This window comes from Mycolicibacterium tokaiense (genome assembly GCF_010725885.1).
In the GTDB taxonomy this organism is placed as follows: domain Bacteria; phylum Actinomycetota; class Actinomycetes; order Mycobacteriales; family Mycobacteriaceae; genus Mycobacterium; species Mycobacterium tokaiense.
Genome location: NZ_AP022600.1, coordinates 1465409 through 1489950 on the forward strand (window position 1 = coordinate 1465409; position 24542 = coordinate 1489950).

The following is a 24542-nucleotide window of genomic DNA, read 5'->3' on the forward strand; positions in this document are numbered from 1 at the left end:
GTTTGCGGCCGCAGCTTTGCGCCAGCATGGAAACATGCTGTACAAGAAGCCAACCCAGTGGCAGAAGCTCCGCGACCGCCGCATCATCCGCAGCGTCGCGTCATTCCTGGCCGGCATCCACGCCGCGCACGGCATCGCGCACGGGGTGCCGGTGTCCGAGCGCTCAGCGGCGCGTCACCAGGTCCAGACGGTCGGATCCACCGGCGGGTAGTTCATGCAGACTTCCGTGCCGTGAGCCACGACGCCCTTGTTGTTGAAGAACAGCTTGGCCCAGTTGGGCCAGTTCCAGGCCAGGGTCTCGTAGAAGGCGTTGGTGGCGGTCTCTTCGGAGTAGGCGCGCCGGCCGGCGTAGTCCATGGAGAAGAACCAGGTGATGCGGTCGCGGGCCCACTTCTGCACATCGGGGGACTTGTTGTTGTAGTCGATGATGTAGCGCTCGTAGTACACCGGGTCGGTGTCGCGGACAGCGGCCATGTACTGATCGACGGTGCAGGTGGTCTTGAGCATCCGCGACGGGATCGGATACTCGTCGGTGGCATCCGCGGCGGCCGGGGCGGCGTTCACCAATGCGGCGAACGTCAACAGGGCCAAGAGGATTCGACGCATCAGTTCCTACTCTCGGCGGCGCGCTGCAACACGACCATCTGGTCGGGGCAGTAGATCGGGATACCGGCGCCGACGAACTGCCAGGCCTGATCCGTGGTGGAGCCTTTCTGCAGCTGCGCATGGACAAAAGCAGCCGAGGCGAAGGCATCCGGGTCGTGGCCGTTGCGCAGCCGCTTGCACATGATCTTGCCGATCCAGGCGTTGAAGTCCTTCTGCCCGTAGATCCCGAAGGTGTGCAACTGCTCGGCGAAGGCCTCATCGGGATCAGCGGCCGCCGTCGGCGCAGCACCGAGCAACAGCGCCGAAACACTCAGCGCGGCAACGAGTCCCCGGATCACGATCCCACCTCCACCGGCTCACGCCGCGGCCACGGCTGCGGCTTGGGCCGCATCCGCACGTTCTGCGGCCACCAGAACCAGCGGCCCATCAGCGCCGCGATCGAGGGCGTCATGAACGACCGGATGACGAAAGTGTCGAACAGCAGGCCGAATCCGATGGTGGTGCCCACCTGCCCCATCACCGTGAGGTCGCTGACCGCCATGGTCATCATGGTGAAGCCGAACACCATGCCCGCCGCGGTCACCGTCGACCCGCTGCCGCCCATGGTCCGGATCATGCCGGTGTTCAGACCGGCGTGTATCTCCTCTTTCAGGCGTGCCACCACCAGCAGGTTGTAGTCGGCACCGACGGCCAGCAGGATGATCACCGCCATCGGTAACACCATCCAGTGCAACGGAATACCGATCAGGTGCTGCCAGATCAGCACGGAAATACCGAACGACGCGCCCAGGGACAGGATCACCGTGCCCACGATCACCGCCGCGGCCACCACTGCCCGGGTCAGGATCAGCATGATGATGAAGATCAGGCAGATGGCCGCGATCCCGGCGATCAGCAGATCGAACGCGGTGCCGTCGGCCATGTCCTTGAACGTGGCCGCAGTGCCGCCGAGATAGATGGTGGAGCCTTCCAGCGGCGTGCCCTTGATGGCCTCCTTCGCGGCGTTCTTGATGCCGTCGATCTTGGCGATGCCCTCTGCCGACATCGGATCGCCTTCGTGGGCGATGATGAACCGCACCGCGTTGCCGTCGGGCGAGATGAACTGCTCGAGGCCCTTGGCGAAGTCCGGGTTGTCCAGCGCTTCCTGCGGCAGATAGAACGAGTCGTCGTTGCGGGCGGCGTTGAACGCGTCACCCATCTCGGTCTGGTTCTCCGACATGATCTTCTGCTGTTCCTGCATCCCGGACTGGGTCTGCTGCATCGTCAGCATCATGGTCTTCATCGACACCATCGTGTCGATCATCGTGGGCATGATCGCCAGCATCTGGGGCATCAGCGAGTCCAGCCGGTACATCGAGGGCAGCAGATCCTCGATGCCGGCGGTCATCACGTCGATGCCGTCGATGGTGTCGAAGATGGACCGCAGTGCCCAGCAGATGGGGATGTCGTAGCAGTGCGGTTCCCAGTAGAAGTAGTTGCGCATCGGCCGGAAGAAGTCGTCGAAGGTGGCGATGTTGTCGCGCAGCTTCTGGATGTCGACCACCATGTTGTCCATCTGCGTCACCATCTGGTGGGTGGTGTCGGCCATCTCGGTGGTGATGCGCTGCATCTCGGTCATCGTGTCGATGTTGACCTGCATGTCTTCGGCCTGTTTGAGCATGTTGGCCATCACGTCGTCGTTGTAGCGCTGATTCAGCGTCTGCAGGGTGCCCTGCTGACTCATCATGTACGGGATCGACGTGTTCTCGATCGGCTTTCCGTCGGGTCGGGTGATGGTCTGCACCCGCCCGATGCCCTCCACCGTGAAGATGCGCTTGGCGATCTTCTCGATCACCAGCATGTCGGCGGGGTTGCGCAGATCCCGGTCGGTTTCGATCATCAGCATCTCGGGGTTGAGCCGCGCCGGGGAGAAGTGCCGTTCGGCGGCGGCATAACCCAGGTTGGTGTTGATGTCGTCCGGTAGGTACAACCGGTCGTTGTAGCTCGTCTCGTAGCTCGGCAGAGCCAGCAGACCGACCAGCGACGCGGCCACCGAGGTCACCAGGATGGGTCCGGGCCAGCGCACCACGGCGGCGCCGATCTTGCGCCAACCCCGTTTGCGCATGGACCGTTTGGGCTCCAGCAGCCCGAAGCGGCTGGCCACTGTGATGACCGCGGGACCGAAGGTCATGGCGGTCAGGATCAGCACCAGCATGCCCACGGCGAGGGGGACACCGAGTGTCTGGAAGTACGGCAACCGGGTGAAGCTCAGGCAGAAGGTGGCGCCGGCGATGGTCAACCCGGAGCCCACGATGACGTGCGCAGTGCCGCCGAACATGTTGAAGTAGGCCGTTTCCCGGTCTTCTCCGTTGCCGCGGCCCTCCTGATATCGCCCGATCAGGAAGATGGCGTAGTCCACCGCGATGGCGATGGCCAGCGTGGACAGCAGACCGGTGGCGAAGACCGACAGCCCGATGACGTCGTGATAGCCCAGGAACGCCACCGTGCCTCGCACAGTCGCGATGCTGATGCCCACCATGACCAACATCAGCACCGTGGTCACGATGGAGCGGTAGATGATCAGCAGCATGAGGATGATGACGCCGAAGGTCAGCGCCTCCACCATGCGCAGGCTGTTGTGGCTGGCCTCCTGCTGGTCGGCGGACAGCGCCGCGGCCCCGGTGATGTAGGTGGAAACCCCCTCGGGGGCCGGTGTGCTGTCGATGACGTCGCGGACGGCCTGCACGGACTCGTTGGCCAGCGACTCGCCCTGGTTGCCGGCGATGTTGGCCTGGACGTAAACCGCTTTGCCGTCGTTGCTCTGGACACCGGAGGCGGTGAGCGGGTCGCTCCACAAATCCTGGACGTGCTCGACGTGGGTGGTGTCGGCCTGCAGCTTGCGGATGATCTCGGAGTAGTACTGCCGTGAGTCCTCGCCCAGCGGTTCCTGGCCTTCCAGGACGATCATCACCGAGCTGTTGGACTTGTACTCGTCGAACACCTGACCGGCGCGCTGCATCGCGATCACCGCGGGCGCCTCGTCGGGGCTCATCGAGACCGAACGTTCCTCGCCCACTGTCTCCAGCTGAGGTACCGAGATGTTGAGGAAGGCGGCGACGGCGATCCAGATCAGGATGATCGGGACCGACAGCGTGCGGAACAGCCGGGCGGGCTTCTCGAAGTGGAAGTGCCGCGGTTGGCTCACCTGTACGGGCCCGGTGGGCGCCTCGGCCGAGTGGTTGCTCACGCGGACTTCTCGATGCAGAAGGTCTGGGCGCTCACGCCGTCCACAGTTCGTTCCTCTTTCAGTTCACCGTCGACGATGATGCGGCAGGTCAGACTGCTGCCGTCGCCTTGGGCCACCACGTGCGCCATGGCCGAGGGATTGGTGGTTTCCAGACGTACGTGCCACGGCAGCGCCGCTCCGTCGACCCGCTGCGGTTTGCCCTCGAGGTCCATGTAATTGATGTTGGCGACGCCGCCCAGGCCGTCGATCTCGTACTCGACGACCTTGGGTTCGAAGGGCTCGGGATCGTCGGCGAAGTTCACCGGGGTCTCCAGCGGCGGTTCGGAGGCGAAGAATCCGCGGATCCGATCGACAGTGAATCCGGCGATCAGCACCACCGCGACAATCACCAGCGGCAGCCACGCCCGCCTGACCACTTGCATACCCCGGACTCCTCAGTGGCCGACGCCAATCGAGACTTGTCTTTAGTGCGGCTAAACGCTATCCATTCGACTATCTTTTTACAAGCCGAGCGGCTAAGTGTCCGTGGTCACAACACACCCGGGGTACAGTCCGCTGATCGGTACATGAGCCTTGACGGGGAGGGCAAGAAAGGAGGGGCCTCGTGTCCAAATCGGTGGTCACCAAGAACGCGCCGACGCGCGGTTTTGCCCGCGAACGTGTGCTTGATGCCGCACTGGAACTGTTCGCCAAGCACGGTGTCCACGGAACCTCGCTGCAGATGATCGCCGACCGCCTGGGTGTCGGCAAAGGCGCGGTGTACTACCAGTTCCAATCGAAGGACGAGATCGCACTCGCCGTCGTCCTGCCGATCTTCGAAGACATCGAGCACCTCATCCGCATCGGCGAGCTCCTGCCCACCCGGGAAGCGCAGCGCGACGTCGCGGTCAGCGGGCTCGTCGAACTGGCCATCCGGCACCGCAGGATCTCGTCGTTGTTCTACGGCGATCCCACCCTGCACCAGATCGTGGAGTCCCACGGCGAATACAAGTCGATCATCGAGCGCTTCTCGGCGCTTCTGCTCGGGCCCGACCCGGACACTGCCACCCGGGTGTCTATGTCCATGGCCACCGCCGGAATCTATGCCTGCGCAACGGATTCCGCGCTGGCTGACATCAGCGACGACGAACTGCGCACCATCCTGCTCGCCTGCTCGAAGCGGTGCGCCGACCCCTTGTCCTGACGACGGTCAGCCGCGGGTGTCGATCACCTGCTGCGCGATGTCGACCAGTGGCGTGTTGCCATCCTGGGACAGTTTGCGCATCATCTCGAATGCGCGCACGTCATCGACGTCGAACCGCTCCATGATGATGCCCTTGGCCTGCCCGATGCGATCGCGGGACAGCAGCGCCGACTCCAGTTGTGCCCCTTGCCAATGCGCCACCACCGCTGCTGCCGCGTGTGCGGCCAGCACCGACCCGGTGGTCACCTCCTCCGGGCTCCAGGTCTTGGGCTGCACTCCGAACAGATTGAGTGCGCCGGCGGTCCGCGCAGACGTGTACAGCCGGTAGGACAAGCCGCTGAGCACACCGATTTCCGCCGCGGCCGCCGAGTAGGCGGGCCAGCGGGTCTCGGACCGGAAGTCGTCGGTGCGCACCACCAGATCCTGGAGCGCCGCGGACATGCACGGGCCCTCCTGCAGGGTGTGCTGCAACTCATCGAGCTCGTGCGGCAGAGCCGAGGTGGCTCCGTGGGATTCGAACTTTCCGCCCTTGGTGATCAGCAACACTCCCGCGGCATCAACACCGGGGATCAGCTCGACGGCCGCCGCGGATACCTCGGCAAAGATCTCCTCCGACGAGCGGGGTACAGCAACCGAGCGCGCCAGGTCAGCCATGCGCACAGCAAGATGCGTTGGGTCGGCCACGTGTGCAGGCTGCCCCCTTCCGCCCGACTCAAACACATCGGTCTCACGGCACGCGGCGAGTGGTCACCTGCCCGGCGGTCAGGTCGCGGACGAGCTGCTCGAGCATGGAGCGGCGCCGCAGCGGCGGGCTCACCGTGTGAGCCCCCTCCGAGACCCCGGCCAGCACATCGGCCAGCGCATCGGTGGCCGACCACTGCGGCGCCCATTCCAGCTCCCGGCGGGCGCGTCCGGTGTCCAGCAGCGGCACCGAGAACGCCAGGTCCAGCCAACCCCGGTCGATCGGCTGCAGGCGTGCCCGCCAGCTCAGGTCCACCGCAGCCCCGAGCAAACCGGACGGAACCTGAATTGCTTTGGCGCCCAGTACCTTCGCTACTGTATCGCGATCCAGGGGCGGCTCGCCGGCCAGGTTGAACGCTCCCCTTGCGCGCCTGTGTACGACGGCCACCAGCGCAGTCGCCACGTCATCGGCGTGGATCAGCGGGATGCACAGCGCACGGTCCAGGGGCAGCACCGGCAGCAGCGGCAGCACCCGCATCGGTATCCAGGCGGGCAACCCGTAACGCATCAGCCCGCTGGCGGCGGCGCGTTGCACGATGAACCCTGGCCGGGCGCGCGCGATCAGCACCCCGCCATCAGCGTTGTCACGTTCGTAGACGTCCAGCAGTGCCTCCGCGGCGGACTTGTCCCGGCTGTAGGGCGAGCTCCGGACACCGGACGTGGACCAGGCCTCGTCAACGCGCTCACCGTACCGACCGGGGGCGTAGGTCCCCACCGAGGACATGTGGACCAGCTGGGGAACCTGTGCACGGTGCGCCGCATCCAGCACCGCCTGTGTGCCACCGACGCCCAGCCGGGTCAGGTACTCGGTGTTGCGCGTGGGCTGAAAGCCCCAGGCCAGATGGATCACCGCGTCGGCGCCGACGAAGATCCCGGCTAGCTGCCCGCCGGCGCGGTCCTCGGCCAGATCCACGGCGTGCCAGGTCATGTCGCGGTAGTCGCCCTCCAGGGCGGGCGGCCGGCGCACCACACCGACCAGCTCGTGGCCGGGGTCGGCACGCCGCAGCACCCGCAGCACGGCCGTGCCGACATTGCCGGACGCACCGGTGATCACAATCCGCATGCAGGGCGGGTTTCCGACGAAATCGGTTCCAAACTCCGTTTCACCGCCTGCACGGCGGGTAAAGCCGGGCGATGAAACTGCGCTGCGATCCGCACGGCAAGGGTGTCGACACCCCCGGCCCGCTCCCGCCGGTGACCCATGACCACCCGGTACGTGCGGTGGGCCGACGACTGGTGGAGGTCGACCGACTCGATGAACGCGGTGTCGTCGAAGTCGACACCGATGACCACGGCGTGCTCGCGGTGGGGGTCACTCCCGATGGCGCACCGTTCGCGGTGGGCAACCTGTGCCGGCATCAGTTCGCCAAACTGGGCCAGGGTCGGGTGAACGCCGACGGTTGTCTCGAGTGCCCTTGGCACCGAGCCGATTACGACGTGCACACCGGCGCCATGCGGTCGGGCCCCAAGGGGCGGGTGTTCGGGTTCCTGCCCTATTCGGCGGCCATCACGGCGTTCGGTCGCATCGCCACACTGCGGACCTTCCCGGTCGAGGTGCGCGACGGCGCCATCTGGCTGTCCTGACCCGCCGCGCGCTAGATCCGGCCGACGGCGTAGGCGGCGCCCTCGCTGACCTGCCCGTTGAAGGGGTAGAGGCCGTGCGCCACCGTGGGGCTGCCGCCGAACGCCCCCTCGCAGATGGTGTCGCCGCGGGCGCACAGTTCCAGTGTCTTGTCGGTGAAAGCCGGTCCGATCTGGACCGCCGGGGCGTTGTAACTGCGCAGGAACTGCTCGGACGGCAGGCCGAAGAGCACCACCGCAGCCACATTGTCGGCCACGTCGGCGGGCAGCGCAGGCGGCACCAGGTCGGTCGGCACCTCCGGCGGGGCCACCGGCGCGGTGGTGAAGCCGCCCACAGCGGCCCCCTGGGAGTAGCCGCCCAGGATCAGCCGGGTGTCGGGGCAGGCGGCAGCCATGGTCTGGATTCGGGCCTCCGCGTCGCGCACCCCGTCGGTGACACTGCGGACGATGTCGAGGCGGTCGTTGAAGTTGCCGCTGGCCGGATAGTTCACCGGATACACCCCGACGGAGCGGCCACCGGCCTGGTTGCGTACCGAGTCGACGAAGGCTTGGCCCACCCCGCCCACACCGGGCGTTTCGCCGGTACCGCGGGCGAAGATCACCTCTGCATCGGGGCACGCGGGTTCGGCAGCCGCCGTCGGGGCACCGATGAGGGCACCCGCGGCGCCGGTTGCGCAGAGCAGGCCGAACAGGTTGCGGAAAGTCATGGCTATTCCCATACCCACCGTCGGCGCCGGCAAAATTACAGTTTGCTGACGGCGTACACCGCGGCGCGCGACACCATGCCGTTGACCGGGTAGAGCCGGTGCGCGGCACGGGGTCCGTCCAGGATGCCTTCACACACGGCGTCACCCGGTGCACACAGGTCCATGGTCTTGAACGCAAACCGCGGCCCGATGATGATCCGGGTGACGCTGTAGCGCGGCAACAGCTCACCGGATGGTTTGCCGAAGAACACCACGGCGGCCACGTGGTCGGACACCTCGGCAGGCAACGGTGTGCTGGTCAGCATGCCGGTGAGCGCGGCGCCCTGCGAATACCCCGCGAGCACCAGCTTGGTGTCGGGGCAGCGCCGCACCATCCACATCAGGTGATCGGCCTCGTCCCGCACGCCGGCCGCGATGGTCTGGGCGATCTCCGGGCGATTGGCGAAATTGCTGCTGGCCGCGTACCGCACCGCGTACACGCCGACCGACCGCCTGCCGGCCTGAGAACGAACGGCGTCGACGAAGGCTCGCCCCACGCCACCGACGCCCGGCGGCTCCCCGCTGCCGCGGGCGAACACCACCTCGATGTCGGGGCACGGTTCGGCAATGGCCGCCGGGGCATCCAGTGGCGTCCAGGCCGCCGCGACGGCCGTCACCACGGCTGCGACGATCCGGGCCCACCGCGTCGTCATGTCTCCCCCCGGGCGGACTCGTGGAATGCGTTGCCGGTCAGCAATTTCGCCGGACCAGGATAATCGACAGCGACGACGTGAGGAGTCAGGTGCCGGAAGATGATTACCGACAGGTCCTGTCGGCAGAGCAGAGCTACGTCGAGGAGCTCTATACGCGGCTCGATGCCGAGCGCGCCCGGTTGCAGGCGCGCTACAGCGCCGCGCTGCGCGGCCACGACGACCGTGAGGGTGCAGCGTTGCTGGAACGCGATGTCGAGGTACGGGCGGTGGCCAAGCAGCTGGCGCGGGTGGACGTCGCCGACCACGGTCTGTGCTTCGGCCGCCTCGACAGCACCGCCGGTGAGCGGTTGTACATCGGCAGGATCGGTATCGGGGTGGAGATCGCCGACGCCGACCCGCTGTTGATCGACTGGCGCGCCCCCGCGGCGCAGGCCTTCTACACCGCGACGACGGCGCACCCGGAGGGTATGGCCCGACGGCGGCAGTTCCACTCCCGCGGGCGCGCGGTGGTCGACTTCACCGACGAGGAGTTCGGCACTCCGCATGCGGGAGCGCGCGGGGACGCCGCACTGCTGGCCGCCGTCACCGCGCCGCGGGGTGAGGGCATGCGCGACATCGTGGCGACCATCCAGGCCGAGCAGGACCGGATCATCCGTCTGGACAACCCCGGCGTGCTCGTCATCGAAGGCGGTCCCGGCACCGGCAAGACGGTGGTGGCCCTGCACCGGGTGGCCTACCTGCTCTACACCCAGCGGGCCCGATTCGAGCGGCATGGCGTACTCATCGTCGGGCCCAACCAGGCCTTCCTCAACCACATCGGCCGGGTGCTGCCGTCGCTGGGTGAGTCCGACGCGGTGTTCATGACCACCGGCGACCTGGTCCCGGGCCTGCAGGTCAGCGCCCAGGACTCGGCCGACGCGGCCCGGTTCAAGGGCTCGCTGAAGATGCTCGACGTGCTCGCCGCAGCCATCGCGGACTGGCAGCGCCTCCCTGAGGACCCGATCCCGATCGAACTCACCGACACCGAGGTGCGCATCGATGCGCCCACGGTCGAGTGGGCCAGGCAGGAGGCCCGCGACAGCGGACTGCCGCACAACGACGCCAGGGCCAAGTTCCGCGAGATCATCGTCTACGTCCTGACCGAACGGGCCACCAGTCGGATCGCCCGTGGCTGGCTGTCGCGGGAGGACACCGGAGCGTGGGCGGAGCTGCGTTCGGATCTGTCCGCCGAACTCGACGACCACGAACAGGTGAGCGCGGCCATCGACAGGCTGTGGCCGATCCTCACGCCGGAACAGGTGCTCGATGCGCTTTACAGCTCACCGGAGCGATTGAGCACCGCCGGCGCGGATCCTGCGCTCTTTCGTGAGGACGGCTCGGCGTGGACCGTCTCGGACGTGCCGCTGCTCGACGAGCTGATCGACATGCTGGGCCGCGATCGCCGGGCCGAGGCCGCCGCCGAGCGCGAGCGGGAGGAGGAAGAGGCGTACGCGGCCGGGGTGCTCGATCTGATGATCGATCGCGAAGACCTGATGGACGACGAGGACAAGCTGCTGGCCGGCGACGTCATCGACGCCGAGAAACTGGCCGACCGCTTCACCGAACGCGATACCCGTGACCTGGCCACCCGGGCCGCCGCGGATCGCGACTGGACCTATCGCCACGTGGTCGTCGACGAGGCCCAGGAACTCTCGGAGATGGACTGGCGGGTGCTGATGCGGCGCTGCCCCAGCCGGTCGTTCACGGTGGTCGGGGATCTGGCCCAGCGCCGGTCGGCGGCGGGCGCCCCCACCTGGGGCGCGATGCTCGACCCGTACGTGCCGGGCCGGTGGGTGTATCGCACGCTGTCGGTCAACTACCGCACCCCGGCCGAGATCATGGAGGTGGCCGCGTCGTTGCTGACCGAGATCGCCCCCGGGGTGACCCCGCCGGAATCGGTGCGCTCCAGTGGCAACGCACCCTGGGCCCGTCAGGTCGATGCCGACGAATTGCCCGCGTCGATCGCCGAATTCGTGAGCCGGGAGGCCGATCTGGACGGCACCAGCGTGGTCATCGGCCCGCCGGGCATGCCCGGCACGGTGCCCCCGTCGGAGACCAAGGGACTGGAGTTCGATGCCGTGCTGGTGGTCGAGCCGGATCAGATCCTGGCCTCCGAAGGCGGCGGCGCAGAACTGTACGTCGCCCTGACGCGGGCCACGCAACGGCTCGGTGTGTTGCACACCCGCCCCCTGCCGGAGGCGTTGCGCGGCCTCACCTGATCACAGTGCGGGGGTGGTGGGTTGCAGCACCGCTGCTTCCACCGCCTCCGTGCGCAGGTGTTCGAACTTCACGTAGTCCGGGTCGACGATCATCTCGGCGAAATGTCGACGACTCGGGTACCGGATCAATGCCACCATGTCCCAGGTGCGGCCGTCTGCGGCCAGCGGCGGTGCACCCACGCCGCCGTAGACGATCTCGACGCCGTAGCGCTGCTTGACCCCGGTGGTCTCGAAGTTCTCGATGTACGACTGGTACTTGGCGGCACCGCCGTCCGGGACGAACTTCAGCAGGTTGAGCATCACCACCGGCCCCCCGTCGTCCTCGTCGAGGAACTGCTGCACCACTGTGTCATCGAGACCCGACATATTTTCCTCCATCACTTACTTGCCATACATCAAGCAACTTTAACGGTGCGAGCGTTACTGTCAACCCCATGCCGGAATCAGCCCAATCCGCCCGCCGCACCCAGGAACAGCGACGCACCGACGCCCGGCGCCGGGTGGTCGACGCCGCCACCGAGCTGGTGGCACACCGGGGTTCGCGATCGGTCTCGCTGGCCGACGTCGGCACGGCGGCCGGCTACAGCCGGGGCATCGTGAACCATCACTTCGGCTCCAAGGACCGACTACTGGCCGCGGTGCTGGAGCACTCCCAGAACTTCGCGGAGCCCCCGGAGGCACCCAGCGGCCTCGGCCGGCTGACCTCGCTGATCACCACCTACCTGGGCGTGATCCGCCGCCGCTCCCCCAAACCCGAGGCGTTCCTGCAGCTGTGGTCGGAGTCGATGTGCACGGGCTCGGACCTGGGACCGCTGTTCGCCGAACGCGATTCGTGGTTCCGCGAGCTCCTGGCCGGCCACATCCGCGACGGCATCGCCGACGGCTCCATCCGCCCCGACGCCGATCCCGCCACCACCGCACTGATCGTGGCGGGCATGTTGCGTGGCACCGCGATGCTGCTGTTCTCCACCGCCCGGGACGTCGAGGCCGAGTCAATCGCCGCCGACGCAGCGGCCATGGTGCAACGTGACCTCGCCGCTACCGCCACGCGAAAACGGGCTGCTCCAGCTCGTTGACCGGCTCGGAGCGACCCTCCAGCCCCAGCCAGCGCACCTGCAGCAGCACGGCGCCGGTCGGCGCGTGAATCAGGTCGTGCCCCAGAGGAACCTGCACCACCGGCCGCGGGCTCTCGGGAATGGTGATGAAGCGCGGAGAGTCCTCGCGCAACAGCTGGTGCAGCCCCACCCGGTAGACGGCCACCACCTCATCGGGCGACGGGCGCAGGTCGAGGCGGCCGCCACCCCACACCACCACCGGGGTGATGACGTACCCGGAGCGGGTCGGATAGTCGTCGAGCAACCCCAGGACCGCCGACTCCGGCAGCCGCACCCCCACCTCCTCATCGAGCTCGCGCAACGCCGCGTGCTCGGATGTCTCACCTGGGTCCAGCCGCCCACCGGGCAACGCCCACTGCGCGGAATGCGAACTGAGCCGGGATGCCCTGCGGCACAGCAAGAACGAGGCGCCGCCGGCGACGTCGACCATGCGTCCGTCCAGGTTCTGCTCGGGCGCGATCCGACCGTCCATCCAGTCGTCGGGCAGCTGCGGATCCACCCGGTCCTCACCGGCCACCGAGTCCACCAGCACCACCGCTACCGCCGCGCGCCGCTTGGACTCATCCGTCACTGCCCGGCGGCGGTGCGCGGCCAGGTTCCGGGCGATCCGGTCGCGCAGAGTCTCGTCGTAGGCGATCGGGTCAGGGGTGCTCGTCACCTCCCGACCATAAGGTGTGGGTCAGTCGTTCATGCGGGCGATCCAGCGCTGCAGGCTGCGCACGAACGACTGCGGCACCCGGTCGGGATCCATCAGATCGTTCTCCGCCAGCAGGCTGCCCTCCCCGGCGATGGTGTCCGCGGTGAAGGGCGTCAGAGTCCGCCCCTGACCGCGGGCCTGCTCGATGGCGGCGACCAGGGATCCGTGCTGCTCCACCGACCGGGCGAACTCGCCGGGGTCCACGCCGAGGTGCTCGGCGATCAGACCGTCGCGGAATTCCGTGATCGCGGACCGCTGAGCATCGTCGGCCGCCTCGAAGGCCAGGTCACATTCCTTGTCGAACCCCAGGGAACGGTTGTTGAGGTTCGACGAGCCGATTCGCAGCAACTGGTCGTCGATCACCATCACCTTGGAATGGACGTAGACCCCTGTCTCGGGTCCGACGACCGGCCAGTACACCCCCAGCCGGCCGTGCTTGTCGGCCTCCCACAGCATGTGCAACAGGCGGTAGCGGGCGCTGTCCATCGACTGCTCCTCGAGCACACTCTCGGAGTGTCGCGGCAGCACGATCACCACCTCCGGGCCTTCGGGCTCGCGTAGCCGCACCGCCAGTACGTCGACGATCTTGCGGGAGGCCAGGTACTGGTTCTCCAGGTAGATCGATCGGTCCGCGACGGCCAGGGCGGCGAGGTTGAGCGCCTCGACCTCCCGCACCTCGGCATGCTCGGGCAGCTCCGGCAGCGTGCGCGCGATGCCGACCCGGACATCGCGCATCGTCGGCTCCAGCCCGCGCGGCCACACCACGTGGGTGGCCGCCACCGGCTCCAGCTGCACCCCGGTCGCGGTGAACCAGCGCTCCCGGGCGTGTTCGGCCAGCGCCGCGGCTGCAGCCCCGTCCACCGCAGCCGCCACGTCGTGCCGGGGACCGTAGACGTGGCCGACGTTCTTGCGGAATTCGTTGCGTTCCAAGTGTTCTCGGGTGTCCCACCGGTCCACGGTGAGGTCCATCCCACCGCAGAAGGCGATGGCGTCGTCGACCACCACGATCTTCTGGTGCGGTACCGCGCCCAGCGGGTGCACCCCGTCCACGGCAAACTGCAGGCGGTCGCTACTGAGCCGGTTCATCAGCGCCACCGGCGTCACCGCACCCCACATGGACTCGAACGCCGACACCAACCGCACGTTCGAACGCAGCAGGTGGATCTCGAGATCGGGTCGGATGCGCACCAGGTAGCGCAGCAGGGTGCCCAACGGATTGGGCCCCGGCAGCGTCTTGCCGCCGCGCTCCATCAACATCCGGGTGTCGAAATCCCAGCCGATGAGCAGGATGCGACGGCGGGCCCGCAGCATGGCCGCCTTCACCTGCCGGAAGTAGTCCTGCCCGTCCACGATGCAGGCCACCCGGTCGGCGTGCTCCACGCGCCAGCACGTCTGACCGCTGACCAACAGGCGCCCGTCGCGCATCTGGTGTGTCTACCACAGCCGCGCGCCGTCGGCCGGTGACGCGGGCAACCCGGGGGTCAGGCACGCTGGTACCCGACATGAGCACTCCTCTGCTGCCCGACCCGAGCGACCTGACCGCGCTGCGCGCACGCGGCTCGGACGCCGACGACCTGTTCACCTCGTTCGCCGAGTGGGCGCAGGACAACGGCACGCCGCTGTATCCGGCGCAGGAAGAGGCGCTGATCGAACTGGTCAGCGGCGCCAACGTGGTGCTGGCCACCCCGACCGGGTCCGGCAAGTCGCTGGTGGCCGCCGGCGCGCAGTACGCCGCGCTGGCGGGCGGACGGCGCAGCTACTACACCGCCCCGATCAAGGCGCTGGTCAGCGAGAAGTTCTTCGCCCTGTGCGACGTGTTCGGCGCCGCCAACGTCGGCATGCTCACCGGCGACGCGGCGGTGAACGCGCAAGCCCCGATCATCGCGTGCACGGCCGAGATCCTGGCGAATGTGGCGCTGCGGGAAGGCGCGGACGCCGACATCGGGCTGTGTGTGATGGACGAGTTCCACTTCTACGGCGACCCGGACCGGGGCTGGGCCTGGCAGGCGCCGCTGCTCGAGCTGCCGCGGGCGCAGTTCCTGCTGATGTCGGCGACCCTGGGCGACGTCGCGTTCCTGCGGTCGGACCTGACCCGGCGCACCGGGCGACCCACCGCGCTGGTGGCCGGCGCCGAGCGCCCGGTGCCGTTGTTCTATTCGTATGCCACCACGCCGATGCATGAGACGATCGGCGATCTGCTGGACACCCGCCAAGCCCCGGTGTACGTCGTGCACTTCACCCAGGCGTCGGCGCTGGAGCGTGCGCAGGCGCTGATGAGTGTCAACGTCAGCACCAAAGAGGAGAAGGCGGCCATCGCCGAGCACATCGGCGGGTTCCGGTTCTCGACGGCCTTCGGCGCCACGTTGTCGCGACTGGTGCGCCACGGCATCGGCGTCCACCACGCCGGCATGCTGCCCAAGTACCGGCGCCTGGTCGAGCAGCTGGCCCAGGCCGGGCTGCTGAAGGTCATCTGCGGCACCGACACCCTCGGCGTCGGCATCAACGTGCCGATCCGCACCGTGGTGTTCTCGGCGCTGTCCAAGTACGACGGCACCCGCACCCGGCTGCTCAACGCCCGCGAGTTCCACCAGATCGCCGGGCGCGCCGGGCGGGCCGGCTTCGACACCGTGGGCACCGTGGTGGTGCAGGCCCCCGAGCACGAGGTGGAGAACCTCAAGCAGTTCGCCAAAGTCGCCGACGATCCGAAGAAACGCCGGAAACTGGTGCGGCGCAAGGTTCCCGAGGGCATGGTCCCCTGGAGCGAGAAGACCATGACTCGGCTGATCGAGGCCACACCGGAAGCGCTGACCAGCAACATGAAGGTGTCGACGGCGATGATCCTCGACGTCGTGGACCGCCCGGGTGACCCGTTCGTGGCCATGCGCCGGTTGCTCACCGACAACCACGAGCCCCGCAAACGTCAGCTGCGGTTGATCCGGGAAGCGGTCGGCATCGCGCGTTCACTGCTGCAGGCCGGCGTCCTCGAGCGCCTCGACGCGCCCGAACCCGACGGGCGCCGCTACCGGCTGACCGTCAACCTGCCGCCGGACTTCGCCCTCAACCAGCCGCTGTCCACGTTTGCCCTGGCCGCCATCGACGTCCTGGACCCGAACTCGGAAACCTATGCCCTGGACGTTGTTTCGGTGATCGAAGCGACGCTCGAAGACCCCCGCCAGATCATCGCCGCGCAGCTGAAGAAGGCCAGAGGCGAGGCGGTGGCCGCCATGAAGGCCGAGGGCATCGAGTACGAGGAGCGGCTGGAGCTGCTCGATGAGGTCAGCTATCCCAAGCCGCTGGAAGAGCTGCTGGGCCACGTCTACGAGGTCTACCTGCAGTCCAACCCGTGGGCCGCCGACGGCCAGTTGTCCCCCAAATCCGTTGTCCGCGAGATGTGGGAGCGTGTCCTCACCTTCAAGGAACTGGTCAGTGTCTACGGCCTCACCCGGTCCGAGGGGGCGGTGCTGCGGTACCTGTCGGACGCGTTCAAGGCGCTGCGGTCCGGTGTGCCCGCGGCGGCGCGGACCGAGGATCTGACCGACATCGTGGAATGGCTGGGTGAGCTGGTGCGCCAGGTGGACTCCAGCCTGCTCGACGAGTGGGAGCAGCTCACCGACCCCGACCGCCCGCACGATGTCCCGGTGCCGGTGCCGGCCCGCCCGCGCCCGCTCACCGGCAACGAGCGGGCCTTCACCGCGATGGTGCGCAATGCGTTGTTCCGGCGGGTCGAACTGTTCGCCCGCGGACGCTGGGCCGAGCTGGGCGACCTGCACCCCGGCTGGCCGGTGGAGCGCTGGGAGGCCGTCGGCGAGGACTACTTCGACGAGCACGACGACGTGGGTACCGGCGCCGACGCACGCGGGCCTGCGCTGCTGATCATCCAGCGCGATCCGGGACGGTGGCGGGTGCGCCAGATCCTCGACGACCCGGCCGGCGATCACGACTGGGGCTTCGACGTCGAGGTGGACCTCGAGGCGTCCGACGAGGCCGGGGAACCGGTGCTGACCCTGGTGGACGCGGGACGGTTGGACTGACAGGTTCGGCCCCCGGCAAGGTCCTAGGGTGAGTGTCATGGCCGACGAATTCGCGATCACCGATGTCCCGTTCACCCACGACCCCTGGACGGCGGCGCGGGATCGCTACGCGACCATGCCGTACCGGCGCGTGGGGACCTCCGGACTGCTGTTGCCCGCGATCTCGCTGGGGCTCTGGTACAACTTCGGAGACAACCGGCCCTTCGACGGCCAGCGCGAGATCCTGCGCCACGCGTTCGACCGCGGTATCACCCACTTCGACCTGGCCAACAACTACGGCCCGCCCTACGGTTCGGCCGAGGAGAACTTCGGCCGGATGATGCGGCGCGACTTCAAGCCCTACCGCAACGAGTTGGTCATCTCCACCAAGGCCGGTTGGGACATGTGGCCCGGTCCGTACGGTCAACTCGGCGGGCGGACGTACCTGCTGAACAGCCTCGACGAGTCGCTGGACCGCATGAGTCTGGACTACGTCGACATCTTCTACTCACACCGCATCGACCCGGTGACGCCGCTGGAGGAAACGATCGGCGCCCTGGACACCGCGGTCCGCGCCGGCAAGACCCGCTACGTGGGCATCTCGTCGTATTCGCCGAGCAAGACCGCCGAGGCCGCGGAGATCGCGGCGCGGCTGGGCACGCCGCTGGTGATCCACCAGCCGTCGTACTCGTTGTTGAACCGCTGGATCGAAGGTGGTCTGACCGCCGAGCTGGGCAAGGCGGGCATGGGCGCCATCGCCTTCACCGCCCTGGCCCAGGGTCTGCTGACCGATCGCTACCTCGAGCAGCCCGCCGATGAGATCAGCCGTGCCACCGCCCGGCCCACCTTCGACGACGAGTTGGTCACCGACCAGGTGCGCGAGCAACTGCGGGGGCTGGCTGCCGTGGCCCAGCGGCGCGGCCAGTCGCTGGCTCAGCTGGCCCTGGCCTGGGTGCTGCGCGATCCCGCGGTGTCGTCCACGCTGGTGGGCGCATCGAGTGTGAAGCAGTTGGACGAGAACCTGGGGGCGCTGGACAACCTGGACTTCACCGACGACGAGCTGGCCGAAATCGACCGCTATGCAACAGATTCCGGTATCGACCTGTGGCGCGAGAGCTCGGACGTCTAGTGAAGGTGCTGGTTCCCGATGACCTCGGCATGCGGATGCTGGGATCGTCGCCACCAGTGGTGCCGGTGCGCTACACCGCCGGTTCACCCTGGCCCGAAGAACACCTGGACGCCGAAGCGGTGGTGGTGGACTTCACCGAGGCCGAAGCCACCGGGCACCGCCTCGGCGACCTCCCCCAGCTGCGACTGGTGCAAACGCTGCACGCCGGCTACGAGCAGTGGCGACCGTTCGTCCCCGAGGGGGTGATGTTGTCGAACGGCCGAGGCGCCCATGGTGGTTCCACCGCCGAGTGGGTGGTGGCGGTGCTGCTGAACATCTACCGTGAGCTGCCGATGTTCGCCCGGCAGCAGGACGCCGGGGTGTGGCGCCAGCAGGACACCGACACCCTGATCGGTAAACGGGTCGTGGTGCTCGGGGCCGGGGATCTGGGCACCAATCTGGCGGCGCGGCTGGCACCGTTCGACACCGACGTCACGCTGGTGGGACGCACGGCGCGGCCGGGTGTCGTCGCCCTGTCCGACGTCGCCACCCTGCTGCCCGAGGCCGACGCGGTGGTCTCGATGTTGCCCGACGACCCGTCCACCCGCCATACCGTCGACCGGGATTTCCTGGCCCGCATGCGCGACGGTGCCGTCCTGGTCAACGCGGGTCGGGGTCCGGCGGTGGACACCGACGCCCTGCTCGTCGAACTGCGGTCCGGACGGCTGCGCGCGGCGCTCGACGTCACCGATCCCGAACCGCTGCCCCCGGGTCATCCGTTGTGGTCGGCCCCCGGTCTGCTGGTCACGCCGCACGTGGCCGGGAGCACCGCCGGAGCCGCTGAACGCGGATGGAAGGTGGCGCTGGCCCAGTTGCTGGCCTTCGCCGAGACCGGGGTGCCGCCGAACCGGGTCTGATGACAGAATTTCGCCGGTGACGGCACCCGTATTCGACGTGGAGACGTTCCGCGGCCAGTTTCCCGCGCTCGACTCGGGAACTGCGTTCTTCGACGGCCCCGGAGGTTCGCAGACCCCGGTCCCGGTCGCCGACGCCATCCGGTCCGCGCTGCTGGCGCCGCTGGCCAACCGCGGTAGTGTCACCGCGGCGGCACGCAATGCCGAGGACCTGGTGCTGAGCTGCCGCGACGCGCTGGCCGATCTGCTGGGTGTCGCCGCCGACGAGGTGGTCTTCGGCCGCAGCATGACCGCGTTGACTTTCGACTTCGCCAGAACCCTTGCCCGGCAGTGGCGCCCGGGTGACGAGATCGTGGTGACCCGGCTGGATCACGACGCCAACGTCCGGCCGTGGGTGCTGGCCGCCGACGCGGCGGGAGCGACGGTGCGGTGGGTGGACTTCGACCCCGCCACCGCTGAACTGTCGGTCGCGGACGTGGCCGCGCAGCTGAGCGAGCGGACCCGGGTGGTCGCCGTCACCGCCGCGTCCAACCTGATCGGCACGATGCCCGACATCGCCGCCATCGCCACCCACGTGCACGGCGCGGGAGCGCTGCTCTACGTCGACGGTGTGCACTACACAGCTCACCACAATGTCGATGTGCCCGCGTTGGGAGCCGACTTCTTCGCCTGCTCGCCGTACAAGTTCCTGGGCCCGCACTGCGGTGTGGTGGCCGCACGCGGCGAGCTACTGGCCGAACTGCACCCGGACAAGCTGGTGCCCTCCCCTGATCGGGTGCCGGAACGCTTCGAGCACGGCACCCTGCCGTACGAGCTGATGGCAGGCACCACGGCAGCGGTCGACGTCCTGGCCGGCCTCGCCGCCGGCGACAGCCGGCGCGAGCGCCTGGTAGCGGCCATGGGCGCCATCGATGCCCACGAGCTGGCGTTGCGGCAACGGATCGAGGCCGGGCTGGCGCACCTGCGCGGGATCAGCGTGCATTCCCGCGCTGCGCGACGCACTCCGACGCTGCTGATCACCTTCGAGGGCGCCGACGCCGCTGCGGTGAGTGCCGAACTGGCCCGCCGCGACATCAACGCCCCCTCCGGCAGCTTCTACGCCTATGAGGCTTCGCGTCGGCTGGGTCTGGGCGAGGCCGGCGGGGTGCGAATCGGGCTGGCACCGTACAACACCGACGCCGAGGTGGACCGACTGCTGGCGGCGCTGGAATCGGTCACCTAGCGCGTCACGATGCGCGCCCTGCGAGGCCGCCACTGCGAGTCGGGGTGGCGCGACGGGGCGCCGTCCAACCGGCCGGTGAGCGTGCGAAGAGTGTGTATCTCGCGGTCGCGGTACGGTCTGCCGCCGCGGTGCAGCAGATCGTGGAACCATTCGCGCGGCGGTTCGGCCACGTAGGGTCGGTCCCAGGAATCCCACGGCAGATAAGTCTGGGTCTTCCCGGCGATCAGTCCCCAGGTATACGTTCCGACGTTGCGGCGCTGGGCAACCGGCAGAATGCCCTCGATGGTGCTGCCCTCCGGCCTGGCCATGTACTCGGTACAGATCAGGGGCCGCTGCCATGGGCTCAGCTCGTTGATCCGGAAATCGAACTCCCCCGGCGGGGCGTAACTGTGGAAGGTGATGACGTCGGAATTCTCCAGTTGGATGCCGGCGATCTCGGTCCGCCGGGCCGCATCTCCCCACTCCCCCTCCCAGACGCCGCTGGTCAACGGTTGGCTGGGGTTCACCTCGCGGGCCCAGCGGAACACCTGGGGCAGCAACTGGGCCACCAGGTCCAGCTTGTCCGGGTTCTCCACACGACGGTAGACCCGCGCCGGGTTGTCGGGTTCGTTCCACAGATCCCAGCCGAGCACGCGGTCGTCGTTGCGGAACTGGGTCAGCACACCTCGGACGTAGTCGTTCATCACCAGGGTGTAGCGCCGGTCACCCAGCCGCTCGGCTCCCGGGCTCTGCGCCCAGCGCGAGTTGTGGATGCCGCGTTGCGGGGCGAGCTGCCTGCCCGCGCGGGGCAGTGGATCCCAGCACGAATCGAACAGGACCAGAAGAGGTTTGATGCGGTTGCGATCCGCGATCCCGAGGAACTGGTCGAGTCGTCGCAGGAACCCCACCCTATCCTGGGTCCACAGCTGATCGTGCAGGAACACCCGCACGGTGTTGATGCCGATCAACCGGGCCAAGCGCAGTTCACTCTGGATGAGTGAGGGATCGAACGTCTCGGCCTGGAACATCTCGAACTGGTTGACGGCATTGGAGGGGATGTAGTTTGCGCCCACCAACCATTGCTGCGCCCGATACCAGGTATGCGCCCGCTGGGGGCTCCACCGCACCGGCGCCGCCAGCGCACGCGGCGTCTGCGTGAGCGTCAATACTGCAGCCGCAGAAGCGACTACGGGGATCTTGAGCGCAGTTCGCCGACCGACCACAGGCACCACAGTGCATCCCCCTGCCAGCTTGGCATCGATTCGGGCACAGACCGCCACAGCTCCGTGGCCTCACCACTGCGGCCCCCCGCCGCGCGGCACCCACACTACCTTCAGTCCGTCGCTGCGGGGCGGCGGCGTGTTACACCGGCAGTTCGCCCCGCAACAGCATAGATATGCGAATTAGCTTGACAGGCAGCCACTCTCAGGGTGTGCCCAGCAGCGAGTCACCGAACATTCAGGTCACCGGCCCAGCGGAGGACATTCAAACGTTCGAACGGTGCGTTTGCGGCTCACCTGCATCTTTCTCGCTGTTGACAAACGATCGTTCGGTTGGGAGCATCGGAGCATGCCCGATACCGCCACCCGAAGGGTCCGTCCGGCCACCGGTGGTGGCAGCCAGGTGGTCCTCGACGCCGCGGTGCAGAACTTCCAGGCCCGGGGGTATCACGGGACCTCCATCCGCGACATCGCCCGGGACGCGGGGATGACCCCGGCGTCCATCTATCACCACTTCCCGTCGAAACAGCGCATCCTGCAACACATCATGGAAGCGGTGATGAAAGACGTCATCGCGGCCACCAACGCGGCACTGCTCCAGTCGGGCAACTCCCCGACCGAGCAACTCGACGCGCTCGTGCAGGCCTGGGTGCTGTTCCACACCCAGCGTCGGGCTGAGGCACTGATCGGCGCCTCCGAGATCCGCAGCCTGGATGACGTGGGCCACCGCATCGTGGTGGCGCTGCGCGACCAGCAGGAGCAGATGTTCCGGGTGATCATCGACCGCGGCGTTGCCGAGGGCGTGTTCGCCACCGCGCACCCGCACGAGGCCGCGAGGGCCATCATCAACATGGGATCTTCGATCGCCGGCTGGTACCGGCCCGACGGCGATCTGTCCCCCGAGGACATCGCCCGGCGCTACGCCGACCTGGCGTTGGGAACAGTGGGAGCACAACGATGATCGACAACATCGACCGACTGCGGCACTGGCTCGCGGACGCCGAAACCCAGCCGGTGGGTGAACACCTGGATGCCCGGCTGATCGCCGGAGGTCGCTCCAATCCCACCTACGAACTCACCGACGGCCGGCGATCCTGGATCCTGCGGCGTCCGCCAGTGGGGCACGTGCTACCCACCGCCCACGACATGGGACGCGAGTACCGGGCGCTCACCGCGCTACAGGGCAGCGCCGTGCCGGTGCCCCGCACCGTCGCCCTGTGTGACGACACCACGGTGATCGGTGCCCGGTTCTACGTGATGGACAAGCTCGAGGGCATCACCCTGCGCACTGCGCAGGACACCGCCAGGCTCACCGAACAGCAGCGAGAAAACTTGTCCCGCAATGCCATACAGGTGTTGGCTGACTTGCACCGGATCGACCCCGCGCAGGTCGGACTGGCGGACTGGGGCAGGCCCGACGGTTATCTCGAGCGGCAGCTGAGCCGGTGGATGCGTCAGTGGCAGTCGTCGGTCACCAGGGAACGCCCACAGATCGAGGAACTGCACCGGCGACTGTCCGGTGCGCTGCCGGCGAGTGACTATCCCGGAATCGTGCACGGCGACTTCAAGATCGACAACCTGATGGTCGCAGCCGACGATCCCACGCGCATCATCGGTCTGCTGGACTGGGAGATGTCCACCCTCGGTGACACGCTGACCGACCTGGGGATCCTCTGCTCGTTCTGGGACCACGCCGGCGAGTTCCACAACCCCATCACCGCGGGCGCCACTGCGCTGCCGGGCTTCCCCACCCGCGACGAACTGGTGGCCGCATACCTGTCTGCCCGCGACATCGACGTCGACGACATCGACTGGTACCTGGTGTTCGCCGACTTCAAGATCGCGGTCATCCTCGAGGGTATCCATGCCCGGCATCTCCAAGGGCACACCGAGGGTGAGGACTTCGCCGGCGTCGGCGCGATGGTGGACCCACTGCTCGACCGCGCCCTGGAGCGGGCGTCCCGCTCCGCCGTCGCCGCTCTGGCGCGCTGACCCATCTGCCGCTGATATCGGAGGATTCATGACCGCCACCGCCCTGCCCGCCGTCGCACCGACGCTCCCGCCGGAGACCGATCCCGCGGCACTGGACCTCCGCCCGTCCGACCGGGCCCGCGAGTTGCGTTCCGAGCTGGTCGATTTCATGCACACACACGTCTTCCCGGCTGAACACGAATACGAGGCGTACCGCCAGGCTGCCGGACCGGATGATCACGTGGTACCGCCGGTGGTGGAGGACCTCAAGGCCGAGGCCCGCTCCCGCGGGCTGTGGAACCTGTTCCTGCCCGCGGAGTCCGGTATCGGTCAGCTCGATTATGCGGGTCTGGCCGAGATCACCGGGTGGAGCCTGCATCTGGCCCCGGAGGCCACCAACGGCCAGGCCCCGGACACCGGGAACATGGAGCTGCTGCACCTGTTCGGAACCGACGAGCAGAAGTCCCGGTGGCTGGCGCCGTTGCTCGAGGGCTCCATTCGCTCGGCGTTCTCCATGACCGAAGTGGCCGTCGCCAGCTCTGATGCCACCAACATCGAGACCCGCATCGACCGCGACGGCGACGAGTACGTGATCAACGGTCGGAAGTGGTGGACCAGCGGGGCCGCAGATCCGCGCTGCGCGCTGCTGATCGTGATGGGCAAGACCGATGTGGATGCCGCGCCGCACCGCCAGCAGTCGATGGTGCTGGTGCCCACGTCGGCCCCCGGGGTCACCATCGCGCGCGACGTGCCGGTCTTCGGTCGCCACGACCAGCACGGTCACTGCGAGGTGGTGTACGACAACGTGCGGGTGCCCGTGACCAACATCCTCGGCGAGGAGGGCGCCGGCTTCGCCGTCGCCCAGGCCCGGTTGGGTCCTGGCCGCATCCATCACTGCATGCGAGCCCTCGGTGCGGCCGAGCGCGCGCTGAGTCTGATGACCGCGCGGGCCACGTCGCGGGTGGCCTTCGGCAAGCCGCTGGCCGAGCAGGGCACGGTGCAGCAGCAGATCGCCGAGTCACGCATCGCCATCGACCAGGCGCGCCTGCTGTGCCAGTTTGCCGCCAAGACCATCGATCTGCATGGCAATCGCGCTGCGGCACAGCTGATCTCGCAGGCCAAGGTGTCGGTGCCGCGGGTCGCCCTGGAGGTGATCGACCGGGCCATCCAGGTGCACGGCGGTGCCGGCGTCAGCGACGACGTGCCTCTGGCTGCGATGTACGGCTGGCACCGGTCCATGCGCATCTTCGACGGGCCCGACGAGGTGCATCTGCGTTCCATCGCCAAGGCCGAACTGCGCAAGCAGCACTGA

General features: G+C 68.0%; 23 protein-coding genes and 1 pseudogene. 12 read left to right on the forward strand and 12 right to left on the reverse strand.

All coding sequences use genetic code 11. The features are described from left to right. Positions 1-34 precede the first annotated feature (34 nt). The gene (locus G6N58_RS07010) at positions 35-211 is read left to right on the forward strand and encodes a hypothetical protein (protein WP_163907961.1); all 177 of its coding nucleotides are present in this window, start codon (positions 35-37) and stop codon (positions 209-211) included. Here the strand turns inward: G6N58_RS07010 and G6N58_RS07015 are convergent. The 4 genes from G6N58_RS07015 to G6N58_RS07030 are packed head-to-tail and all read right to left on the reverse strand — an operon-like array spanning position 175 to position 4254. Then, positions 175-606, reverse strand: a complete 432-nt coding sequence (locus G6N58_RS07015; protein WP_115279223.1) for a DUF5078 domain-containing protein — start codon at positions 604-606, stop codon at positions 175-177. The genes G6N58_RS07010 and G6N58_RS07015 overlap by 37 nt on opposite strands. After that, positions 606-941, reverse strand: coding sequence for a DUF732 domain-containing protein (locus G6N58_RS07020; protein ID WP_115281716.1), 336 nt, complete (start codon positions 939-941; stop codon positions 606-608). Before G6N58_RS07020 ends, G6N58_RS07015 begins: the two co-directional genes overlap by 1 nt. Then, the gene (locus tag G6N58_RS07025) at positions 941-3832 is read right to left on the reverse strand and encodes an MMPL/RND family transporter (RefSeq protein WP_115279222.1); all 2892 of its coding nucleotides are present in this window, start codon (positions 3830-3832) and stop codon (positions 941-943) included. The genes G6N58_RS07020 and G6N58_RS07025 overlap by 1 nt, the downstream gene beginning before the upstream one ends. Next, positions 3829-4254 (reverse strand): MmpS family transport accessory protein, encoded by a 426-nt coding sequence (locus G6N58_RS07030; protein ID WP_115279221.1) that lies wholly within the window; start codon positions 4252-4254, stop codon positions 3829-3831. The genes G6N58_RS07025 and G6N58_RS07030 overlap by 4 nt, the downstream gene beginning before the upstream one ends. Positions 4255-4436: 182 nt before the next feature. Here G6N58_RS07030 and G6N58_RS07035 point away from each other — a divergent pair, with 182 nt between their 5' ends. After that, positions 4437-5015: a TetR/AcrR family transcriptional regulator gene (locus G6N58_RS07035; protein ID WP_232067763.1), complete on the forward strand. Its 579-nt coding sequence runs from the start codon at positions 4437-4439 to the stop codon at positions 5013-5015. A 6-nt stretch (positions 5016-5021) separates the two neighbouring features. Here the strand turns inward: G6N58_RS07035 and G6N58_RS07040 are convergent, their stop codons facing one another. Then, entirely contained in the window at positions 5022-5669 is a 648-nt protein-coding gene (locus G6N58_RS07040) for a GAF and ANTAR domain-containing protein (RefSeq protein ID WP_115279220.1), read from the reverse strand. A gap of 73 nt (positions 5670-5742) precedes the next feature. Next, the gene (locus tag G6N58_RS07045; RefSeq protein WP_115279219.1) at positions 5743-6819 is read right to left on the reverse strand and encodes an NAD-dependent epimerase/dehydratase family protein; all 1077 of its coding nucleotides are present in this window, start codon (positions 6817-6819) and stop codon (positions 5743-5745) included. 71 nt (positions 6820-6890) lie between these two features. On the opposite strand from G6N58_RS07045, the gene G6N58_RS07050 reads away from it, so the two are divergent. Continuing rightward, positions 6891-7340 carry a Rieske (2Fe-2S) protein gene (locus G6N58_RS07050; RefSeq protein ID WP_115279218.1) on the forward strand — a complete coding sequence of 150 codons (450 nt, stop codon included), beginning with the start codon at positions 6891-6893 and terminating at the stop codon, positions 7338-7340. Between the two features lie 11 nt (positions 7341-7351). On the opposite strand, the gene G6N58_RS07055 is transcribed toward G6N58_RS07050, so the two are convergent. Both G6N58_RS07055 and G6N58_RS07060 read right to left on the reverse strand, forming a co-directional pair. After that, positions 7352-8044, reverse strand: a complete 693-nt coding sequence (locus G6N58_RS07055; RefSeq protein ID WP_115279217.1) for a cutinase family protein — start codon at positions 8042-8044, stop codon at positions 7352-7354. 35 nt (positions 8045-8079) lie between these two features. Continuing rightward, complete coding sequence (locus G6N58_RS07060) at positions 8080-8736, reverse strand: cutinase family protein (RefSeq protein ID WP_115279216.1); 657 nt, start codon at positions 8734-8736, stop codon at positions 8080-8082. An 89-nt stretch (positions 8737-8825) separates the two neighbouring features. Between G6N58_RS07060 and helR the strand changes: the two genes are divergently transcribed. Then, positions 8826-10994 carry an RNA polymerase recycling motor ATPase HelR gene (gene helR, locus G6N58_RS07065; protein WP_197746397.1) on the forward strand — a complete coding sequence of 723 codons (2169 nt, stop codon included), beginning with the start codon at positions 8826-8828 and terminating at the stop codon, positions 10992-10994. Here helR and G6N58_RS07070 read toward each other — a convergent pair whose 3' ends face one another. Next, positions 10995-11360: a DUF1330 domain-containing protein gene (locus G6N58_RS07070; protein WP_115279215.1), complete on the reverse strand. Its 366-nt coding sequence runs from the start codon at positions 11358-11360 to the stop codon at positions 10995-10997. Positions 11361-11428: 68 nt separating this feature from the next. On the opposite strand from G6N58_RS07070, the gene G6N58_RS07075 reads away from it, so the two are divergent. Next, positions 11429-12070, forward strand: a complete 642-nt coding sequence (locus G6N58_RS07075) for a TetR/AcrR family transcriptional regulator (protein ID WP_115279214.1) — start codon at positions 11429-11431, stop codon at positions 12068-12070. On the opposite strand, the gene G6N58_RS07080 is transcribed toward G6N58_RS07075, so the two are convergent. Both G6N58_RS07080 and G6N58_RS07085 read right to left on the reverse strand, forming a co-directional pair. Next, positions 12033-12767: an NUDIX hydrolase gene (locus G6N58_RS07080; RefSeq protein WP_232067764.1), complete on the reverse strand. Its 735-nt coding sequence runs from the start codon at positions 12765-12767 to the stop codon at positions 12033-12035. The two genes, G6N58_RS07075 and G6N58_RS07080, sit on opposite strands and share 38 nt — an antisense overlap. Positions 12768-12788: 21 nt before the next feature. Further along, the gene (locus tag G6N58_RS07085) at positions 12789-14231 is read right to left on the reverse strand and encodes a phospholipase D-like domain-containing protein (protein WP_115279213.1); all 1443 of its coding nucleotides are present in this window, start codon (positions 14229-14231) and stop codon (positions 12789-12791) included. A gap of 77 nt (positions 14232-14308) precedes the next feature. On the opposite strand from G6N58_RS07085, the gene G6N58_RS07090 reads away from it, so the two are divergent. Genes G6N58_RS07090 through G6N58_RS07105 form a run of 4 tightly spaced genes read left to right on the forward strand, consistent with a single transcriptional unit; the run spans position 14309 to position 20060 of the window. Beyond that, positions 14309-16837, forward strand: coding sequence for a DEAD/DEAH box helicase (locus G6N58_RS07090; RefSeq protein ID WP_115279212.1), 2529 nt, complete (start codon positions 14309-14311; stop codon positions 16835-16837). Between the two features lie 37 nt (positions 16838-16874). Further along, a complete protein-coding gene (locus G6N58_RS07095) occupies positions 16875-17945 on the forward strand; it encodes an aldo/keto reductase (protein WP_068920248.1) in 1071 nt (356 codons plus the stop codon). Beyond that, on the forward strand, positions 17945-18841 hold the full coding sequence (locus G6N58_RS07100; protein ID WP_232067765.1) for a 2-hydroxyacid dehydrogenase: 897 nt from the start codon (positions 17945-17947) through the stop codon (positions 18839-18841). Before G6N58_RS07095 ends, G6N58_RS07100 begins: the two co-directional genes overlap by 1 nt. A gap of 16 nt (positions 18842-18857) precedes the next feature. After that, positions 18858-20060, forward strand: coding sequence for a cysteine desulfurase-like protein (locus G6N58_RS07105; RefSeq protein ID WP_115279211.1), 1203 nt, complete (start codon positions 18858-18860; stop codon positions 20058-20060). Between the two features lie 71 nt (positions 20061-20131). Here G6N58_RS07105 and G6N58_RS07110 read toward each other — a convergent pair. Continuing rightward, a pseudogene (locus tag G6N58_RS07110) lies at positions 20132-21262 on the reverse strand (glycoside hydrolase 5 family protein); the annotation flags it as partial. Positions 21263-21608: 346 nt separating this feature from the next. Here G6N58_RS07110 and G6N58_RS07115 point away from each other — a divergent pair. Genes G6N58_RS07115 through G6N58_RS07125 form a run of 3 tightly spaced genes read left to right on the forward strand, consistent with a single transcriptional unit; the run spans position 21609 to position 24542 of the window. Next, on the forward strand, positions 21609-22220 hold the full coding sequence (locus G6N58_RS07115) for a TetR/AcrR family transcriptional regulator (protein WP_115279210.1): 612 nt from the start codon (positions 21609-21611) through the stop codon (positions 22218-22220). Then, positions 22217-23251: a phosphotransferase family protein gene (locus G6N58_RS07120; RefSeq protein WP_115279209.1), complete on the forward strand. Its 1035-nt coding sequence runs from the start codon at positions 22217-22219 to the stop codon at positions 23249-23251. The genes G6N58_RS07115 and G6N58_RS07120 overlap by 4 nt, the downstream gene beginning before the upstream one ends. Before the next feature lie 28 nt (positions 23252-23279). Beyond that, positions 23280-24542, forward strand: coding sequence for an acyl-CoA dehydrogenase family protein (locus G6N58_RS07125; protein ID WP_115279208.1), 1263 nt, complete (start codon positions 23280-23282; stop codon positions 24540-24542).

Bases quoted from the DNA above. Each gene is read 5' to 3' on its own strand.
- G6N58_RS07095 (WP_068920248.1), top strand. From the start codon at position 16,875: ATGGCCGACGAATTCGCGATCACCGATGTCCCGTTCACCCACGACCCC.
- G6N58_RS07010 (WP_163907961.1), top strand. From the start codon at position 35: ATGCTGTACAAGAAGCCAACCCAGTGGCAGAAGCTCCGCGACCGCCGC.
- G6N58_RS07040 (WP_115279220.1), bottom strand. From the start codon at position 5,669: ATGGCTGACCTGGCGCGCTCGGTTGCTGTACCCCGCTCGTCGGAGGAG.
- G6N58_RS07055 (WP_115279217.1), bottom strand. From the start codon at position 8,044: ATGACTTTCCGCAACCTGTTCGGCCTGCTCTGCGCAACCGGCGCCGCG.
- G6N58_RS07085 (WP_115279213.1), bottom strand. From the start codon at position 14,231: ATGCGCGACGGGCGCCTGTTGGTCAGCGGTCAGACGTGCTGGCGCGTG.
- G6N58_RS07060 (WP_115279216.1), bottom strand. From the start codon at position 8,736: ATGACGACGCGGTGGGCCCGGATCGTCGCAGCCGTGGTGACGGCCGTC.
- G6N58_RS07045 (WP_115279219.1), bottom strand. From the start codon at position 6,819: ATGCGGATTGTGATCACCGGTGCGTCCGGCAATGTCGGCACGGCCGTG.
- G6N58_RS07115 (WP_115279210.1), top strand. From the start codon at position 21,609: ATGCCCGATACCGCCACCCGAAGGGTCCGTCCGGCCACCGGTGGTGGC.
- G6N58_RS07015 (WP_115279223.1), bottom strand. From the start codon at position 606: ATGCGTCGAATCCTCTTGGCCCTGTTGACGTTCGCCGCATTGGTGAAC.
- G6N58_RS07120 (WP_115279209.1), top strand. From the start codon at position 22,217: ATGATCGACAACATCGACCGACTGCGGCACTGGCTCGCGGACGCCGAA.
- G6N58_RS07070 (WP_115279215.1), bottom strand. From the start codon at position 11,360: ATGTCGGGTCTCGATGACACAGTGGTGCAGCAGTTCCTCGACGAGGAC.
- G6N58_RS07090 (WP_115279212.1), top strand. From the start codon at position 14,309: ATGAGCACTCCTCTGCTGCCCGACCCGAGCGACCTGACCGCGCTGCGC.
- G6N58_RS07050 (WP_115279218.1), top strand. From the start codon at position 6,891: ATGAAACTGCGCTGCGATCCGCACGGCAAGGGTGTCGACACCCCCGGC.
- G6N58_RS07125 (WP_115279208.1), top strand. From the start codon at position 23,280: ATGACCGCCACCGCCCTGCCCGCCGTCGCACCGACGCTCCCGCCGGAG.
- G6N58_RS07030 (WP_115279221.1), bottom strand. From the start codon at position 4,254: ATGCAAGTGGTCAGGCGGGCGTGGCTGCCGCTGGTGATTGTCGCGGTG.
- G6N58_RS07075 (WP_115279214.1), top strand. From the start codon at position 11,429: ATGCCGGAATCAGCCCAATCCGCCCGCCGCACCCAGGAACAGCGACGC.